Source organism: Pseudomonas sp. ACN8, from assembly GCF_002303925.1.
GTDB lineage: Bacteria > Pseudomonadota > Gammaproteobacteria > Pseudomonadales > Pseudomonadaceae > Aquipseudomonas.
Map to the genome: position 1 here is coordinate 31,831 of NZ_MRCS01000015.1, position 18,171 is coordinate 50,001.

The window sequence follows — 18,171 nt, forward strand, 5'->3', positions numbered from 1 at the left end:
GTGTTGCCTGTCCCGGCCCCATCGCGAGCAGGCTCGCTCCCACATTTGAAATGCACTCCCCTGTAGGAGCGAGCCCTGCTCGCGATGAGGACCTGACAGGCACCAGAAATACTGGATCAGAAATAAAAAAGCCCCCGGACAACCACTTGTCCGGGGGCTTTTTGCAATGCGCGAAAGCTGCTTACTTCTTCAGGCCATAATGCTCATCGAGCATGCCCGGCGAGTTCGGGGCTTTTGGTGCGTAGTCGCGTGGCGGCTCCTGATCGCGCGGTGGCGTCAGGCGTTCACGGGGTGCCTGCGCCGCGTCGGCGTGCAGGGAGGCCAGCAGGCGTTGGCGAGTCTGTTCGTCCAGGGCCAGTCGGTTGGCGCCCTCGGCGAGATGGTCTTGCACTTCCTGATAGCTCTGAGTCAGTTTCTTGACCAGTGTCGCGGTGCTGTTGAAGTGGGTCACCACCTCGTTCTGATAACTGTCGAAACGTTCCTGAATATCGTCCAGCTGACGCTGCGTGCGGCTGGGCGCGGCGTTCGGCGCAACGCGAGCGATCAGGAACCCAATGGCGACACCCACAACCAGGGCAAGAGTCGGTAACAACCAAACTAAGAGCGAGTGTTCCACGAGTCCTTCCTCTATAAACGGCTTTGCTTTACGTTAACGGCTCGAACCTGCGCTGTATACCGCGATTCACTCGCAATGGACAGCCACAGACAATTTGCTAGACGAGCCGACCTGATCCGAGGTCACGGAGTTCCTTCCTTGCTGATGCGTGAAACCCCTGTAGTGATTGACGGCCCGGCGGGTCGACTGGAAGCACTGTACCTGGACAACGAGCAACCGCGTGGCCTGGCGCTCATCTGCCATCCGAACCCGGTGCAGGGCGGCACCATGCTCAACAAAGTGGTCTCGACCCTGCAGCGCACTGCGCGTGATGCCGGTTTGATCACCCTGCGCTTCAACTATCGTGGCGTCGGCGCCAGCGAAGGTACACATGATATGGGCACAGGCGAAGTCGATGATGCCCAGGCGGTCGCCGAATGGTTCCGGGCCAGACACCCGCAATTGCCGCTGACTCTTTTCGGTTTCTCCTTCGGTGGATTTGTTGCAGCAAGTCTCGGCGGGCGTCTGGAAGCGCAGGGCGAGCCGCTCAAGCACCTGTTCATGGTTGCGCCGGCGGTCATGCGCCTGGGCGCTCAGGATCAGCTGCCGCAACAGGGCGAACTGACCCTGATCCAGCCGGAAACCGACGAAGTGATCGATCCGCAGCTTGTTTACGAATGGTCCGACAAGCTCGAACGCCCCCATGAGCTGCTGAAAGTGGCAGAATGCGGACACTTTTTTCATGGCAAGCTGACCGATCTCAAGGATCTGATCCTGCCGCGTCTCTCGAATTGATTGCAGTCTGACAAGCGATTACCCATGACGACTCGTACCCGTATCCTCACCGGCATCACCACCACCGGCACGCCGCACCTGGGCAACTACGCTGGCGCTATTCGCCCGGCGATCGTCGCCAGCCGTGACAGTAATGCCGATTCGTTCTACTTCCTGGCCGACTACCACGCCCTGATCAAGTGCGATGACCCGCTGCGCATCCAGCGCTCGCGTCTGGAAATCGCCGCGACCTGGCTGGCCGGTGGCCTGGATGTCGAGCGCGTGACCTTCTATCGCCAGTCCGACATCCCGGAAATCCCCGAGCTGACCTGGTTGCTGACCTGCGTTGCCGCCAAGGGTCTGCTCAACCGCGCCCACGCCTACAAGGCTTCGGTGGACAAGAACGTCGAGACCGGTGAAGACCCGGACGCCGGCATCACCATGGGCCTGTACAGCTACCCGGTGCTGATGGCCGCGGACATCCTGATGTTCAACGCGCACAAGGTGCCGGTCGGTCGTGACCAGATCCAGCACGTGGAAATGGCGCGGGACATCGGCCAGCGCTTCAATCATCTGTTTGGCCAGGGCAAAGAGTTCTTCACCATGCCCGAGGCATTGATCGAAGAGAGTGTCGCCACGTTGCCGGGCCTGGATGGCCGCAAGATGTCGAAGAGCTACGACAACACCATCCCGCTGTTCAGCAGCGCCAAAGAGATGAAGGACGCGATTTCGCGGATCGTCACCGACTCCCGCGCGCCGGGCGAAGCCAAGGATCCGGACAACTCGCACCTGTTCACCCTGTTCCAGGCGTTCGCCACCCCGGCGCAGGCCGACGAGTTCCGCAGCGAACTGTTGCAGGGCCTGGGTTGGGGCGAGGCGAAGAATCGCCTGTTCCAGCTGCTGGACAGCGAACTGGGCGAATCCCGCGAGCGTTATAACCAGCTGATCGAGCGTCCGGCGGATCTGGAAGACATCCTGCAACACGGCGCGAAAAAGGCCCGTTCGGTAGCGACACCCTTCCTCAACGAACTGCGTGAAGCGGTGGGCCTGCGTTCCTTCGTTGCCCAGGCTCAAGTGGCGGCGACCACCAGGAAGAAAGCCGTGAAGGCTGCACGTTTTGTCAGTTTCCGTGAAGACGACGGCAGTTTCCGCTTCCGTCTGCTGGCGGCCGATGGCGAACAACTGCTGCTGTCGCGCAACTTCGCCGACGGTAAAACCGCGGGGCAAGTGACCAAGCAGCTGCAAGCGGGCCAGGATCTGGACGTGCGCAGTGAAGAACTGGGCTTCAGCGTCTGGCTGGAAGGCCAGTGCGTTGCCGACAGCCCGGCCTTCGCCGACAGCGCCGCACGCGACGCGGCTATCGAAGCCTTGCGTATCGCCCTGACGCCTGTTCAGGAATAAACAACGGTTCGGCCCGACCAAGGGCCGATTGCCATTCCTCGGGGCCGTCGCTACAGTGTCGGCCCGTTTTTGTTGCCTTGCTAACGAATTATGACGCCCCTAGAACGATATCAAGCTGATCTGAAACGCCCGGAATTCTTCCATGACGCCGCACAGGAAACTGCCGTGCGTCATTTGCAGCGCCTGTACGACGACCTGGTCGCGGCCGAGCAAAACAAGCCGGGCCTGCTGGGCAAGTTGTTTGGCAAGAAGGATCAGACCCCGGTCAAGGGCCTGTATTTCTGGGGTGGCGTAGGTCGCGGCAAGACTTACCTGGTGGACACCTTCTTCGAAGCGCTGCCCTTCAAGGAAAAGACCCGTACGCACTTCCACCGCTTCATGAAGCGCGTGCACGAAGAGATGAAAACCCTGGGCGGCGAGAAAAACCCGCTGACCATCATCGCCAAGCGCTTCGCCACCGAAGCCCGGGTCATCTGCTTCGATGAATTCTTCGTTTCCGACATCACCGACGCCATGATCCTTGGCACCCTGATGGAAGAGCTGTTCAAGAACGGCGTGACCCTGGTCGCAACGTCGAACATCGTGCCGGACGGCCTGTACAAGGACGGTCTGCAACGCGCGCGCTTCCTGCCGGCCATTGCGCTGATCAAGCAGAACACCGAAATCGTCAACGTCGACAGCGGCGTCGACTATCGTCTGCGTCACCTCGAGCAAGCCGAGCTGTTCCACTATCCGCTCGACGAAGCCGCCAACGAAAGCCTGCGCAAGAGCTTCCGTGCGCTGACGCCGGAATGCACGGCAGCGGTCGAAAATGACGTGCTGATGATCGAAAACCGTGAAATCCGTGCCCTGCGCACCTGCGATGACGTGGCCTGGTTCAACTTCCGTGAACTGTGCGACGGCCCGCGCAGCCAGAACGACTACATCGAACTGGGCAAGATCTTCCACGCCGTATTGCTCAGCGATGTCGAGCAGATGAGCGTCACCACCGACGACATCGCCCGACGCTTCATCAACATGGTCGACGAGTTCTACGACCGTAACGTGAAGCTGATCATTTCCGCCGAAGTCGAGCTTAAAGACCTGTACACAGGTGGCCGCCTGAACTTCGAGTTCCAGCGTACCCTGAGTCGCCTACTGGAAATGCAATCCCACGAATTCCTGGCCCGGGCGCACAAACCGTAGGGCGGTTCGGAAAATGAAAGAGGCCTGCAAATGCAGGCCTTTTTTGTCTGCGCAAATCATCCGCCCACAGGTTTGAACATCGTTTTGAAGTCAAATATCCTTGTTGAGATACTGCGCAAGCTCGTGCTGCCGTTGGCAACCAAGCAGCAGCCAAAGCAGAATTCTGGCTTTTCGCGGACATAGAAAGCCCGCCATCGATGCCCCCTTGCGGATCAAGTCCATTTCACCGCCGCCAAAACCGTAAGAAGCACGTGCGGTGGAGCCGGAGCCGGTTCGGGTCGCAATGATCACGGGGATTCGTTCGGCAATATGTTCAATCATTGTCGCCCAGCGCTGCGAGATGTGGCCGGCGCCGAAACCGCCGATCACCAGCCCGTCGTAATTGAGTGCGAGAATATTTTCCAGTAGCAGGGTGTCGGCCGAAAGTGAGGCCTCAAGCAGTGCAACCTTCTGCGTGGTCTGTTGCGGCAGCGGTAACACCGTGCGTAGCCCTGGCGGGCGCAGGTAGCGAACACGGTCTTCCAACAGTAGGCCCACGGGCCCCACGACCGGAGAGGAGAACGCCTGCAATGCCAGCGAATCGGTTTTGCGTACGCTGCGCGCTTGATGAATCTGTCCGTTCATCACGACCTGGACACCGCGCTGCCGGCTGTTCTGCGCCAAGGCAACGCGACATGCATCCAGCAGATTGGCCGGTCCATCGGCACCTGGTTGCGCTGCGGAACGCATGGCGCCGGTCAGCACCAAGGGGGTGTCGTAGGGCCACAGGTAATCCAAGAACACCGCAGCTTCTTCAAGGGTATCGGTGCCCTGGGTTATCACGACCCCAACGGCGCCCTGTTTGACCTGAAACTCAGCCCAGGACAATACGTTCAGCAAACACTCGAAATCCAGGGACGCACTGGGCAGAAGTCCGAGGGTCTCGACGGTGACTCCGGCCAGCGTCGTCAGTTCCGGTATGGAAGTCAGCAGTGTTTCGCCGCTGACGGTCGGGATGACGCCTTCACCGGCATTGCTCGCTTGCATGCTTACCGTGCCGCCAAGTGCCGCGATGGACAGTTTGGGCAGGTCCATGGGATACCTCGCTTGTTTGTAATGAAAAGTGGCTGTATCCGCTTTTGAGGCCGCGATACAGCCGAATGGCTGGGGCATTAATCAGCGATCAGAAAACCGATCAGCGGCACGATCAGCAGTGTGCTGATGGCCATCGACAGTACATTGGCGATGTAGGCGTGCATGTCGGCCGGTAATTTCCTGGCAATCACACAGGCCAGCGGTGGTGCGAGCAATGCCCCCAGCAGTGCACTTGAGACGATAATCTGCCAGCTGCCGCCATAGGCCAGGATCGCCGCGGGCACCACTGAAACCAGCGGGATGTAAGTGGGATACCAGCCGCGCAACATCCATTGTCGACGCCAGATCAGCACGCCAATGGCCGAGGCCAATGCCTGCGCGCCGATGATGTGCAGCAACAGGCCCGATCCGTACGCGGGGCTTGAAGGGTTCAAGCTGTACGCCAGCAATACACCCAGTATCAGGCCAAGGCTGGCCAGCTCATTACCGAAGAACGGTGCTTCGGAAAAGTCCGCCAGAATCCGACGCAGGCTCCAGATGACGCCATAGTCAGGCGCCTTGGCGGTGGCAATCGAGGCGGGTGGCGTTTGCGATGACCTGGATTTCACCAGGTTCGGCCAATAGCGGTAAAACAGAAACGCCAAGACACTGGCAACCGCCATGCCCAGCACATTGCCAATCACTGCAGGCAAGGCCAGCGGTTGGCACACGTAGTTGACGATCAGCAGGCACATTGGTGTGACGAGTACGGCGCCCATGAGTGCGCCGTTGATCGTGACCCTCCAGCCTCCGCCAAACATCAGCACCATCGCCGCTGGCAGCGAGACGAATGCAACGAATGTGGGTTGCCAGGTTGTGGCTGTCACCGTCCAGCCCCACAGCAGATTGCTCAGCAGCAGCCCGAGCAACGAACTGGTGACCAGCCAGGGCCAAAGTCCCGTTCCATAGGAGATGGCAAACCCTTGCCAGGATTTCCCCGTTCGATTCGCCCAATAAGCCAGATAAGCGCCCGCCAGCAGGCCAATCGAGGCGAACTCGTGCTTGTAGAAAGCCACCTCGCTGATGTCGCCTAACACCCAACGCAACCAGGCACTCGGTTCGGGTAGCAGCGATACCATGTCGCCGTAACCTGGCCAATGCGCTCCCCAGAAAGTCCGGTTGCTGAAAGAAAGCCAGGCGATCAGCAGTGTCGCGCCGATCATTAGCAGGACGACGGCTGTATCAATCGGTGATTTGCGCGATGGTTGGTTTTTGTCGGTTGTAACTTCCATGCGATAGCCCTCCTGATCAACGTGGGAGGCAAGGGTGTTGGGTGTAGCCGAGCATCTGATCGTAAAGATCGGCTCGGCGATCGCGATGCAGATCGTTCAGGTTGTTCCAGATGGGCGCACTGCGGGAGCTGGTCAGGTCAACATCGGCAAACAGGATTTCCTGCGTGTCTGCCGAAGCCACGGCGCCAATCGGCCAGCCGTTGGTTCCGGCAATCAACGAGCAACCCAGGTAGCGCGCGCCGCGCTCCTCGCCGATCCGGCTGGCGGCAGCGATAAACACGTTGTTGACGTGAGCGGCGGTCATCGTCAGATACGACGCCATGCACTTACCGGCATCGTCGAACAGCGGCGGCGGTGTCCAGACCCAGTTGTTCAGGCTGCAAATGATGTCTGCGCCTTGCTGGGCGAGGATCCGTGGCACCTCCGGAAACCAGATGTCCCAGCAGATCAATAGCCCGATGCGGCCGATCGGTGTGTCGAAAACCGGGAAACCCAGATCGCCGGGGGTGAACCAGAGCTTCTCCAGATTCCACAAATGGGCTTTGCGGTACTTGCCGATGAAACCGTCTGGTCCCACCAGAACGCCGGTGTTGAAGAGTCGCATGCCGTCGCGTTCGGCCAGACCGGCCACGAGGTAAACGTTGTGTTCGCGGGCGAAGTCGATCCAGCACTGCACGCTTGGCCCGTCGGGAACCGCTTCTGCGTGGGCGAAGGCATCCTGTCGATTACTGAAGAAATAGCCAGTATTGGAAAGCTCGGGCAGAACGATGAGATTCGCACCGCCGTTTACCGCTTCAAGCGCCAATTCCAGGCTGCGACGCAGATTACCTACACATTTCTCGACGCCGACTTGTGGATCGAATTGCACGACTGCTACACGGACAGGGCTTGTTGGCTCAGTCATTCCGTCGTTCCTCTTTTTATTGTTTTTCAAGCTGTTAAATGGCTTGTGTATAAGAGAGGAGTCAGGAATGGGGTGTAAGTCAGCTACTTCCGTTTAGGTCGTAGTCCTTTTCCGAAAATGGATCAGTGTGATGTTTGATAGCAGTGGGTAGCTGGCGCGAGAGGTAGAGCCATGTATTGCGTGCATGGCTCTAAAACGGGGATGTGATCAGATTTTGACTTGATAGTGCGGGTAGTCGCTCAAGGAGAATCCGCCATTGAAGGTCGCGGCGGTTTTGTTGCAGATATGAATCACTGCATCGACAGCACCGCGAAAACATGGCTCCGTCCAACCGGCATCCACGGAAAATGACTCGCCGGACAAATACAAGCCTGATACATGAGCAAAGTCCCGGTTGTATTTCATCAGGCCGACGGCATCGTAGTAGGTGCCCGGTCGGTAAAGCTTGGCACAACCCTGAGCATTTTCATCAGTGATCCAGCGCTGAACAACCGCTTGATCAATGCCGATGTAGGGAGAGATTTTTTCCTGCACGTTGGCAGAGTTCATGAGTATGCGATCCAGCTCTTCGGCGCATTTTGATACCAGCTCCTTATCGCTGAATGAGGCGAGCTTGGTTGCGTCATCTTCCCAGGTATAACTCAGCAGGATGCAGTCATAGCTGTAATTGTCGTTGTAGCGGTAGGTATAGACATCGTGGATAAAACTGTCGGTTACGATGGCTGGCGGGATGTTTTTGTTTTTCGAGAGAAATGATTTTTTCAGCGGTGCAAACACTTTGCAGCTAGTTTCCCAGTGTGCGGTTTTGTAGGCGTTAATCGTCTCGAAAGGCAGCATCTCCCGGGTGAAATTTTCGAGCTTGATTCGAGTTTCAATCAGCCAGGAGGGTAGTGTCATGATGACCGAGTCAAAGTCATCAAATTGCTCCTGGATTTGCTCGGGTTGACTGTGTTTACAGTTGTAATAGACGCGTATTTTTTGATTGGGCAACTTTTCCAGTTTTGTGACGGATGAGTCGGTGAGAAGCCCATTGCTTCTTTCGAGGCAATGTTCGTAGATGGACTTTCCGGTTTCGTCGGTTTTCACAAACAGCAGGCATTCGTCCAAAGCGGCGAGGCCGATGTAGCGGGGCCTGTCGAAACTCTGTCCCATTGAGTCAAAAACGGCTTCGCTATTCAGGTAGGGCGAATCCAGTGGATCGCCGTTTGAGTCCACTCGACCATGGATCAGTTGCAATTGGCTGCTGAAACCGAAAATCGCGGTACGCAGAGGGTAGAGGCAGCAGACGTCGTAAAAAGCTCCCCAGCTACCGTCACCTATACCTATCGCGTAAAAAATTGCGGACTCTTGCGCAGACATTCCCATTCCGCCGAAATCCCCGGGTGAGCGGCCATCCCAAGCTTCCAGTGCTGGCATGCTGACCAGGTCGCGGAACGAGACACTCTCGTATTTTTCAACGATAGAAGCCCATATGGCTTCCCATTCCTGGCTCGCATAGAGCTCAGCAACGTGGCGGGTCATGCGATCGGCAAAGGCTTTCCACTTGGCATAAACCTTTTGCAATTCATTGCCGGGAGGTGGTGTGACGCCGTCTTCGTTTTTCCATATCAACATTTGCGGCGTCGATCCGCCGCCCATGCTGCCCTCCCGGAGATAGATGCCTGTCGAGTTAACCCATTGGCTACCGGGGTTGGCGAAGTCTGAAAACGCCAGTTCAAATTGATTGGCGTAGTAAGCCATCAGCGACCGACCTTCTGTCGGTGGCTCATCCGCCCGGTTGAAGAAGGGCATGCGCATGGCGCCCATTTCAAACGGTGTATGGCTTTCTGCCGAGTTTCGGCTACCGGGAACGGTCAGATGCCTGCCACCGATGCGTCTGGATTGTTCGATGAGAGTGATATGGGTAAAGCCGCAGCGATAGAGTTCTCTGGCGGCGGTCAAGCCTGTGACGCCGGCGCCGATGATGCAGATTTTATGTTGCGGGTCAGTTGCCCTGGCGATGCCGTTTTCCTGTTCTACCAGTGCACGATAGTCAAAGCACAAATCCGGAGGATTGGGAAAGCGAGCCGCCCATTTGTTTTTAGCCGAGCGCTTTGTTCGGGCGGCCTCCTTGGCGATGTATGAAGGGTAGTTGTAGCTTGATCCGATAGTCATGGTTGATCTTCCCTGATGGTGTTAGCGGGGAAGATGTTGAAGTTTCTAAGGGGCTACGTCTGTGAGTCGGGTTGGGTTTTCCGGCGCTCTGTATTCCGTTTTTTGCGTAGGAAAGTACACAGCGAAAAGAACTACGTGGCCGGCGCAAGATTCTATGTGGAAGCGAGCAGGCTCGCTCCCTCATTCGGTTGGTGTTTGGCTACGCCGCCTGCTGAAACTGCTGCCGATACTGATTCGGCGACAACTCCGTGTGCTGGCGGAACAGCCGGGCGAAGAAGCTCGCATCGTCATAGCCGACTTCATAGCTGATGGTCTTGATGCTCTTGCGGCTGCCGGACAGCAGGCCCTTGGCGGTTTCGATGCGCAGGCGTTGCAGGTAATGCAGGGGTTTGTCGCCGGTGGCGGTCTGGAAGCGGCGCATGAAGTTGCGGATGCTCATGCCGTGTTCGCGGGCGACGTCTTCGAAGCGGAACTTGTCGGCGAAGTGTTCTTCGAGCCAGTGCTGGATCTGCAGGATGATCACGTCCTGGTGCAGCTTCTGCCCACCAAAACCAATCCGTCCTGGCGAATAACTTCGCTGCACCTCATAGAGGATGTCTCGGGCTACGGCCTGGGACACGTTGGCGCCGCAGAAGCGCTCGATCAGGTAAATGTACAGGTCACAGGCCGAGGTGGTGCCGCCGGCGCAGTACAGGTTGTCGGCGTCGGTCAGGTGCTTGTCCTGATTGAGCTGGACTTGGGGGAAACGTTCGGCGAAGGCATTGAAGAAGCGCCAGTAGGTGGTCGCTTCCTTGCCATTGAGCAGCCCGGCTTCGGCCAGCCAGAAAACACCGGTGGCCTCGCCGCACAGTACGGCACCGCGTGCATGTTGCTGGCGCAGCCAGGGCAGGACTTGCGGGTAACGCTTGCAGAGGCTGTCGAAATCGTCCCAGAACGCGGGAAGAATGATGATGTCGGCGTTTTCCAGCCCGCCATCTACCGGAATCATCACATCACTGAAGGTGTTGACCGGTTTGCCATCGGGGCTGACCAGACGGGTTTCGAACGCCGGTGTCAGGCCCTGGCCCAGCTGTTTGCCGTAGCGCAGGCTGGCGAGGTGGAAGAAATCCTTGGCTTGCATGAGGGTGGAAGCGAAAACCCGGTCGATGGCCAGGATGCTGACGCGCCGCAGGGGCGTGGAGGCTTGGTTAGACATAATTCAACTTTATTTTTATAGGGGGAAGTGGTCACCAGACGGCTGGATCGTCTTATTTTTTGTCGGATGTGTCCAGTGTCCTGTATCGGAAGCGAGGCATAGTCTCTGAAGGTCAACTCCTTCTAAAAACAAAGAAAAGGTGCCGCATGATCCCCAGAACCCTGTTCAGTTCCGAGCACGAGCTATTCCGCGACAGCGTGCGAACGTTCCTCGAAAAGGAGGCGGTGCCGTTCCATGGGCAGTGGGAAAAACAAGGCTATATCGACCGCAAACTGTGGAACAAGGCAGGGGAGGCGGGGATGCTTTGCTCGCACTTGCCGGAAGAGTACGGCGGTCTGGGGGCGGACTTTCTCTACAGTGCGGTGGTGATCGAAGAAGTGGGGCGACTGGGTCTGACCGGCATCGGTTTTTCCCTGCACTCGGATATCGTGGCGCCGTACATCCTGCATTACGGCAGTGAAGCGCTGAAACAAAAGTACCTGCCGAAACTGGTGTCCGGCGAGATGGTTACCGCGATCGCCATGACCGAACCGGGTGCCGGTTCCGATCTGCAAGGGGTGAAAACCACGGCGGTGCTCGACGGCGATGAGTATGTGATCAACGGCTCCAAGACCTTTATCACTAACGGCTACCTGGCCGACCTGGTAATCGTCGTCGCCAAGACCGATCCGAAGGCTGGTGCGAAGGGCACCAGTCTGTTTCTGGTGGAAGCCGATACGCCGGGCTTCGACAAGGGCAAGCGCCTGGAGAAGGTCGGGATGAAAGCCCAGGACACCTCGGAGCTGTTCTTTCAGGACGTGCGTGTGCCCAAGGAAAACCTGTTGGGCCAGGCCGGGATGGGCTTTGCCTACCTGATGCAGGAGTTGCCTCAGGAGCGCCTCACGGTGGCCATTGGCGGGCTGGCTTCAGCGCAAGCGGCGCTGCAATGGACGCTGGACTACACCCGCGAGCGCAAGGCGTTCGGCAAGTCGATCGCGGATTTCCAGAATACCCGGTTCAAGCTGGCGGAGATGGCCACGGAAATCCAGATCGGCCGTGTCTTCGTCGACCGCTGTCTGGAACTGCACCTGCAAGGCAAGCTCGACGTGCCGACGGCGGCGATGGCCAAGTACTGGGGCACCGATCTGCAATGCAAGGTGCTCGACGAGTGTGTGCAGCTGCACGGTGGCTACGGGTTCATGTGGGAGTACCCGATCGCACGGGCATGGGCGGATGCGCGGGTGCAGCGGATCTATGCCGGGACCAATGAAATCATGAAGGAGATTATTGCGCGGTCGCTTTGATTTGCGGCGACTGATCGTCCGTCATCGCGAGCAGGTTCGCTCCTACAGGGATTGCGCTGTACCTGTGGGAGCGAGCTTGCTCGCGACTGGGTCTATGAATCAATCAAGGCGCCGGATTCGGATGATCCTTGTGAATCGCCTCGATCCCTTCCAGTACTTCCTCCGACAGCTTCAAGTCAAAACTGGCGATGTTGCTCTCCAGTTGCTCCATTGTCGTCGCGCCAATGATGTTGCTGGTCACGAAAGGCTGCTGCGTCACGAACGCCAGGGCCATTTGTGCCGGGTCCAGGCCGTGCTCGCGAGCCAGGGCCACGTAACGGCTGCAGGCAGCTTCCGACTGCGGGTTGAAATAGCGGCTGAAACGGCTGTAGAGGCTCAGGCGACCTTTTGGCGGGCGGGCGCCACCTTCGTACTTGCCTGACAGGAAACCGAACGCCAGCGGCGAATAGGCGAGCAGGCCGCATTGCTCGCGGATGGCGATTTCCGCCAGGCCGACTTCGAAGCTGCGGTTGAGCAGGTTATACGGGTTCTGGATCGACACGGCGCGCGGCCAGCCTCGGGCTTCGGCCAGGGCCAGGAAGCGCATGGTGCCCCACGGCGTTTCGTTGGACAGACCGATGTGGCGGATTTTGCCGGCGCGGACCTGCTCGTCCAGTGCTTCGAGGGTGTCTTCGAGCGGGGTCAGGTTGGCTTCGATCTTGTGCTTGTAGCCCAGCTGTCCGAAAAAGTTGGTGCTGCGCTCCGGCCAGTGCAATTGATACAGGTCGATGTAATCGGTCTGCAGGCGCTGGAGGCTGGCATCCACCGCCTCGGTGATGTGCTGGCGGTTGTGGCGCAGGTTTCTATCGCGGATGTAGTCGATGGTGTTACCGGGGCCGGCGATCTTGCTGGCCAGGATCCAGTCGGCGCGATCGCCGCGGCTTTTAAAGTAATTGCCGATGTAGCGTTCGGTGGTGGCGTAGGTTTCGGCCTTGGGCGGCACCGGGTACATTTCGGCGGTGTCGATGAAATTGATCCCGGCACGCTTGGCCCGCTCAATCTGGGCGAAAGCGTCTGCCTCGCTGTTTTGCTCGCCCCAGGTCATGGTTCCGAGGCAGAGGGCACTCACGTTCAGATTGGTCCGGCCTAGCTGGCGATAGTCCATCGGGTGCTCCTTGGGCAAAACAATCATAAAAGCAGGTTGAATTATTTTTCGCAATCTGCATAATTGCGCACCTCTTTCTGCAGTGGAAGTGATGCGCCGCCGCCGAAGAATCTTGCCGTTGAACGGACGCGCCGACCCGAGCCCCCGAAAGCGTCTGTATCCGGCTGCCTTTGACTTGTCAAAGTACGCACTATTCAGTAAGATCCGCCGTCTAATTTACAGGGCGGCCCCTGAGGCTATAAAGAATGAAAACTTTTACTGCTAAACCAGAAACAGTAAAGCGCGACTGGTTTGTCGTCGACGCTGCTGGTCAGACCCTGGGTCGTCTGGCCACCGAAATCGCGAGCCGTCTGCGTGGCAAGCACAAGCCTGAGTACACTCCTCACGTTGACACCGGCGACTACATCGTCGTAATCAACGCTGAGCAGATCCGTGTTACCGGTGCTAAAACCACTGACAAAATGTACTACTCCCACTCCGGTTTCCCGGGCGGCATCAAGTCGATCAACTTTGAAAAGCTGATCGCCAAGGCCCCTGAGCGCGTGATCGAGACCGCGGTTAAAGGCATGCTGCCTAAAAACCCACTGGGTCGCGACATGTACCGTAAGCTGAAAGTCTATGCGGGCGCTGCACACCCACATACTGCTCAGCAGCCCCAAGAACTGAAGTTTTAACGGAATAGTACATTATGTCGGCGACTCAAAATTACGGCACTGGCCGTCGCAAGACCGCAACCGCACGCGTTTTCCTGCGTCCGGGTACTGGTAACATCTCCATCAACAACCGTTCGCTGGATAACTTCTTCGGCCGCGAAACTGCCCGCATGGTAGTTCGTCAGCCGCTGGAGCTGACTGAGACTGTCGAGAAGTTCGACATCTACGTCACCGTGATCGGCGGTGGTGTGAGTGGTCAGGCTGGCGCAATCCGCCACGGCATCACTCGTGCTCTGATGGACTACGACGAGACTCTGCGCAGCGCCCTGCGTAAAGCCGGCTTCGTAACCCGCGATGCTCGTGAAGTTGAACGTAAGAAAGTCGGTCTGCGTAAAGCGCGTAAGCGTCCGCAGTACTCGAAGCGTTAATTCGCTTTCACGTTCAAAAAAGAACGCCCAGTTTCCTCGCGGAGCTGGGCGTTTTTTTATGTCTGCGATTTATCAAAGAATTGCGCTGTGACAACTTGCCACATCCGCAGACGCCCTATACTACAAGGCTTGGGGGTGATGGGCTCCGGTAATTACCTTGTCAGAATTGGGGCTTTTCATTACCATTCGGCAAAATTTTTATAAGTACATAGTTTTACTTAGTAGACGCCTGATTTAACAGGCCACAAAGCTGATGGGAGAGGACTGAATGAGCAATGACGGCGTGAATGCAGGCCGGCGTCGCTTCTTGGTAGCAGCCACATCCGTGGTGGGTGCTGCAGGAGCGGTGGGGGCTGCGGTCCCGTTCGTGGGGTCATGGTTTCCCAGTGCCAAGGCGAAAGCCGCAGGTGCACCGGTGAAAGTGAATGTCAGCAAGATCGAGCCAGGCCAGCAGATGATTGCTGAGTGGCGCGGCCAGCCGGTGTTCATCGTCCGCCGTACACCGGAAATCCTGGGGAATCTGAAGAAGATCGAAGGCCAGCTCGCTGACCCGACCTCCAAGAACTCGACACAACCGACTTATGTTGATCCGGAAACCCGTTCGATCAAACCCGAGGTCCTGCTGCTGATCGGTATCTGCACGCACCTGGGTTGCTCGCCGACCTTCCGTCCCGAAGTGGCACCCGCGGATCTGGGTAAAGACTGGGTAGGCGGCTATTTCTGTCCTTGCCACGGTTCTCACTACGATCTGGCTGGTCGCGTCTACAAGTCGCAGCCTGCGCCTTTGAACCTGCCAGTTCCCCCGCATTCCTATGAGACCGATGAAATTATTATCATTGGCGTCGATACGGAGAAAGCGTGATGAGCAAGTTCATGGATTGGGTTGATGCACGCTTTCCCGCCACCAAGATGTGGGAAGACCATCTCAGCAAGTATTACGCTCCGAAGAACTTCAACTTCTTCTACTTCTTTGGTTCCCTGGCATTGCTCGTTCTGGTCAACCAGATCGTTACCGGTGTCTGGCTGACCATGAGCTACAACCCGTCGGCGGAAGAGGCGTTCGCTTCCGTCGAATACATCATGCGTGACGTCGAGTACGGCTCGATCCTGCGTCTGCTGCACTCTACCGGCGCCTCGGCGTTCTTCATCGTGGTCTATCTGCACATGTTCCGTGGCTTGCTCTACGGTTCGTACCAGAAGCCGCGTGAGCTGGTGTGGGTCTTCGGCATGCTGATCTATCTGGCGCTGATGGCTGAAGCCTTCATGGGTTACCTGCTGCCGTGGGGTCAGATGTCCTACTGGGGTGCCCAGGTGATCATCTCGCTGTTCGGTGCGATCCCGGTCATCGGCAACGACCTGACCCAGTGGATTCGTGGTGACTACCTGATTTCCGGTATTACCCTGAACCGCTTCTTCGCCCTGCACGTGGTTGCTCTGCCGATCGTTATTCTGGGTCTGGTGGTGCTGCACATCCTGGCGTTGCACGAAGTCGGTTCGAACAACCCGGACGGCGTGGACATCAAGAAGCACAAGGACGAAAACGGCATACCGCTGGACGGCATTGCCTTCCACCCGTACTACACCGTGAAAGATATCGTCGGCGTGGTGGTGTTCCTGTTCATCTTCTGCTCGATCGTGTTCTTCTTCCCGGAAATGGGCGGCTACTTCCTCGAGAAGCCGAACTTTGAAGTGGCGAACGCCTTCAAGACCCCAGAGCACATCGCTCCGGTCTGGTACTTCACCCCGTTCTACGCCATCTTGCGTGCGATTCCGGACAAGCTCCTGGGCGTGATCGCCATGGGCGCGGCCATCGCTGTGCTGTTTGTCCTACCGTGGCTCGACCGCAGTCCGGTCAAGTCGATGCGCTACAAAGGCTGGCTGAGCAAGATCTGGCTCTGGGTGTTCTGCGTCTCGTTCGTGATCCTGGGCGTGCTGGGCGTATTGGCCCCAACCCCTGAGCGTACGTTGCTGTCGCAGGTATGTACCTTCCTGTACTTCGCCTACTTCATTCTGATGCCGTTCTACACCAGGCTCGAGAAGACCAAACCGGTTCCGGAAAGGGTGACTGGCTGATGAAAAAACTATTTGCTGTATTGATGCTTGCTGCGCTGCCGGTGTTTGCTTTCGCAGCTGAACACGGTGGCCCCGAGCTGGAAAAAGTCGACATCGACGTTTCCGATAAAGCAGCCATGCAGGACGGCGCGCGTACGTTCGCCAACTACTGCATGGGTTGCCACAGTGCCAAGTTCCAACGCTATGAACGTGTTGCCGACGACCTGGGCATTCCCCATGAGTTGATGCTCGAGAAGCTGGTATTCACGGGTGCCAAGATCGGCGACCACATGAGCATCGGCATGCAGCCGGCGGACGCCAAGGCCTGGTTTGGCGCAGCGCCACCGGACCTGACCCTGGTTGCTCGTGTTCGCGGCACCGACTGGCTCTACGGTTACCTGAGGTCGTTCTACGAAGATCCTGCGCGCCCATGGGGCGTGAACAACAAGGTCTTCCCGAACGTGGGCATGCCTAACGTCCTGGCCGGCCTGCAAGGTCGCCAGGTGGTTGGCTGCAAACAGGTTCAGATCGTCGAAGGCGGCAAGAAGCAATTTGATCCGTTGACCGGCACGCCATTGACTCATGAAGCGTGCGATCAACTGACCATCGTGCCGAAAAGCGGTGCCCTGACTGCAGAGCAGTTCGATGAGAAGGTCAAGAATCTGGTAACCTTCCTGGCTTACTCGGCTAACCCGGTTAAGCTGCAACATCAGCGCATCGGTACATACGTATTGTTGTACCTGGCGTTCTTCTTCGTCTTCGCTTACCTGCTTAAGCGCGAATACTGGAAAGACGTGCACTGATAAAGCTTCAAGCTATTGCTGTTAATCGCGCGCGCCCAAGGGCGCCTCTGAAAATGTAGCGAAACTGGTGATCCAGTCGTTACGGGAGGCGCCCTCTGGGCGCGCTCGTTTTTGAGCTTTCGATAATTTCTACAAGCGAGGAGGATCGCCATGGGCGTGACCAATCGGTTGGCCTGTTACTCCGACCCCGCCGACCACTATTCCCACCGAGTGCGCATCGTACTGGCAGAGAAGGGTGTCAGCGCCGAGATCATTTACGTGGAGGCTGGTCGCCAGCCGCCTAAACTGATTGAAGTGAACCCTTACGGCAGTCTGCCCACGCTGGTCGATCGCGACCTGGCGTTGTGGGAGTCGACAGTGGTGATGGAATATCTGGATGAGCGTTACCCGCACCCGCCGCTACTGCCGGTTTATCCCGTGGCGCGTGCCAACAGTCGTCTGCTGATTCACCGCATTCAGCGCGACTGGTGTGGTCTGGTGGACCTGATTCTGGATTCGCGGACCAAGGAAGCGGCCCGTGCCGTGGCTCGAAAAGAGTTGCGCGAAAGCCTGACGGGTGTGTCGCCGCTGTTTGCCGACAAACCGTTTTTCCTCAGTGAGGAACAAAGTCTGGTGGATTGCTGCCTATTGCCAATACTCTGGCGATTGCCGATTCTGGGTATAGAACTGCCGCGGCCGGCCAAGCCGCTGCTTGATTATATGGAGCGTCAGTTTGCGCGTGAGGCTTTCCAGGCGAGTCTGTCTGGTGTCGAACGCGACATGCGCTAAGGCTTAAGGAGCCGCTATGAACTCCAGTCGACCTTATCTGGTCCGCGCGCTCTATGAGTGGATTGTGGACAACGATTGCACCCCGCACATGCTGGTCAATTCCGAGTATCCGTCGGTGCAGGTGCCTCAAGGGTTTGCCAGTGACGGACAGATCGTCCTGAACGTATCGCCACAAGCCGTGCGTCACTTGCACATGGATAACGAGGCGGTCAGTTTCGAGGGGCGCTTTGGTGGCGTGCCGCACACCTTGTACGTGCCCATTGCTTCGATCCTGGGTATCTACGCCCGGGAGAATGGCCAGGGCATGGTGTTCGATCTGGAGTCGCCCATGGGCGAGGACGACGAGATCGAACCGGATGACGATCTTCCGCCACCCGACAGTGAGCCACCGCGTCCAAGCGGTCGCCCCAGTCTGAAAGTGGTGAAATAAAAAAGGGTGATCCGCAAGGATCACCCTTTTTTTCATCACCTTCAAACGATGTAGGAG

The 18,171-nt window shown here is 57.7% G+C and carries 18 protein-coding genes; 11 read left to right on the forward strand and 7 right to left on the reverse strand.

Annotation, left to right across the window (positions count from 1 at the left end; genetic code table 11):
* Positions 1-181: 181 nt before the first annotated feature.
* A complete protein-coding gene (locus BSF44_RS10675) occupies positions 182-616 on the reverse strand; it encodes a YhcB family protein (protein ID WP_008045970.1) in 435 nt (144 codons plus the stop codon).
* 144 nt (positions 617-760) lie between these two features.
* Between BSF44_RS10675 and BSF44_RS10680 the strand changes: the two genes are divergently transcribed.
* From BSF44_RS10680 to zapE, 3 genes are all read left to right on the forward strand, one after another.
* Positions 761-1,390: an alpha/beta hydrolase gene (locus BSF44_RS10680; RefSeq protein ID WP_095943525.1), complete on the forward strand. Its 630-nt coding sequence runs from the start codon at positions 761-763 to the stop codon at positions 1,388-1,390.
* A gap of 24 nt (positions 1,391-1,414) precedes the next feature.
* Positions 1,415-2,770 (forward strand): tryptophan--tRNA ligase, encoded by a 1,356-nt coding sequence (locus tag BSF44_RS10685; protein ID WP_095943472.1) that lies wholly within the window; start codon positions 1,415-1,417, stop codon positions 2,768-2,770.
* Positions 2,771-2,860: 90 nt separating this feature from the next.
* Positions 2,861-3,955, forward strand: a complete 1,095-nt coding sequence (gene zapE, locus BSF44_RS10690; protein ID WP_095943473.1) for a cell division protein ZapE — start codon at positions 2,861-2,863, stop codon at positions 3,953-3,955.
* Between the two features lie 90 nt (positions 3,956-4,045).
* Here zapE and BSF44_RS10695 read toward each other — a convergent pair whose 3' ends face one another.
* The 5 genes from BSF44_RS10695 to BSF44_RS10715 all read right to left on the reverse strand — a co-directional run bounded on the left by BSF44_RS10695 (position 4,046) and on the right by BSF44_RS10715 (position 10,478).
* Complete coding sequence (locus tag BSF44_RS10695) at positions 4,046-5,029, reverse strand: asparaginase (RefSeq protein ID WP_095943474.1); 984 nt, start codon at positions 5,027-5,029, stop codon at positions 4,046-4,048.
* Between the two features lie 77 nt (positions 5,030-5,106).
* Positions 5,107-6,300, reverse strand: a complete 1,194-nt coding sequence (locus BSF44_RS10700; RefSeq protein WP_095943475.1) for a hypothetical protein — start codon at positions 6,298-6,300, stop codon at positions 5,107-5,109.
* Between the two features lie 16 nt (positions 6,301-6,316).
* Positions 6,317-7,204 (reverse strand): nitrilase family protein, encoded by an 888-nt coding sequence (locus tag BSF44_RS10705; protein ID WP_095943476.1) that lies wholly within the window; start codon positions 7,202-7,204, stop codon positions 6,317-6,319.
* A gap of 207 nt (positions 7,205-7,411) precedes the next feature.
* Positions 7,412-9,358, reverse strand: coding sequence for an FAD-dependent oxidoreductase (locus tag BSF44_RS10710; RefSeq protein WP_095943477.1), 1,947 nt, complete (start codon positions 9,356-9,358; stop codon positions 7,412-7,414).
* A 199-nt stretch (positions 9,359-9,557) separates the two neighbouring features.
* Complete coding sequence (locus tag BSF44_RS10715) at positions 9,558-10,478, reverse strand: GlxA family transcriptional regulator (RefSeq protein ID WP_172435333.1); 921 nt, start codon at positions 10,476-10,478, stop codon at positions 9,558-9,560.
* A 221-nt stretch (positions 10,479-10,699) separates the two neighbouring features.
* On the opposite strand from BSF44_RS10715, the gene BSF44_RS10720 reads away from it, so the two are divergent.
* A complete protein-coding gene (locus tag BSF44_RS10720) occupies positions 10,700-11,836 on the forward strand; it encodes an acyl-CoA dehydrogenase family protein (protein WP_095943478.1) in 1,137 nt (378 codons plus the stop codon).
* Between the two features lie 103 nt (positions 11,837-11,939).
* On the opposite strand, the gene BSF44_RS10725 is transcribed toward BSF44_RS10720, so the two are convergent.
* The gene (locus BSF44_RS10725; protein WP_095943479.1) at positions 11,940-12,980 is read right to left on the reverse strand and encodes an NADP(H)-dependent aldo-keto reductase; all 1,041 of its coding nucleotides are present in this window, start codon (positions 12,978-12,980) and stop codon (positions 11,940-11,942) included.
* A 245-nt stretch (positions 12,981-13,225) separates the two neighbouring features.
* On the opposite strand from BSF44_RS10725, the gene rplM reads away from it, so the two are divergent.
* The 7 genes from rplM (at position 13,226) to BSF44_RS10760 (ending at position 18,114) form a co-directional block, all read left to right on the forward strand.
* Complete coding sequence (rplM, locus tag BSF44_RS10730) at positions 13,226-13,654, forward strand: 50S ribosomal protein L13 (protein ID WP_007917032.1); 429 nt, start codon at positions 13,226-13,228, stop codon at positions 13,652-13,654.
* Positions 13,655-13,668: 14 nt separating this feature from the next.
* Entirely contained in the window at positions 13,669-14,061 is a 393-nt protein-coding gene (gene rpsI, locus BSF44_RS10735; RefSeq protein ID WP_003228056.1) for a 30S ribosomal protein S9, read from the forward strand.
* A 268-nt stretch (positions 14,062-14,329) separates the two neighbouring features.
* Positions 14,330-14,923 carry a ubiquinol-cytochrome c reductase iron-sulfur subunit gene (petA, locus tag BSF44_RS10740; RefSeq protein WP_095943480.1) on the forward strand — a complete coding sequence of 198 codons (594 nt, stop codon included), beginning with the start codon at positions 14,330-14,332 and terminating at the stop codon, positions 14,921-14,923.
* Positions 14,923-16,134 carry a cytochrome bc complex cytochrome b subunit gene (locus tag BSF44_RS10745; RefSeq protein ID WP_095943481.1) on the forward strand — a complete coding sequence of 404 codons (1,212 nt, stop codon included), beginning with the start codon at positions 14,923-14,925 and terminating at the stop codon, positions 16,132-16,134. Before petA ends, BSF44_RS10745 begins: the two co-directional genes overlap by 1 nt.
* Positions 16,134-16,916: a cytochrome c1 gene (locus BSF44_RS10750; protein WP_095943482.1), complete on the forward strand. Its 783-nt coding sequence runs from the start codon at positions 16,134-16,136 to the stop codon at positions 16,914-16,916. Before BSF44_RS10745 ends, BSF44_RS10750 begins: the two co-directional genes overlap by 1 nt.
* A gap of 150 nt (positions 16,917-17,066) precedes the next feature.
* Positions 17,067-17,684 carry a glutathione S-transferase N-terminal domain-containing protein gene (locus BSF44_RS10755; RefSeq protein WP_007972581.1) on the forward strand — a complete coding sequence of 206 codons (618 nt, stop codon included), beginning with the start codon at positions 17,067-17,069 and terminating at the stop codon, positions 17,682-17,684.
* 16 nt (positions 17,685-17,700) lie between these two features.
* A complete protein-coding gene (locus BSF44_RS10760) occupies positions 17,701-18,114 on the forward strand; it encodes a ClpXP protease specificity-enhancing factor (RefSeq protein WP_007998247.1) in 414 nt (137 codons plus the stop codon).
* The last annotated feature ends 57 nt before the right edge of the window (positions 18,115-18,171 follow it).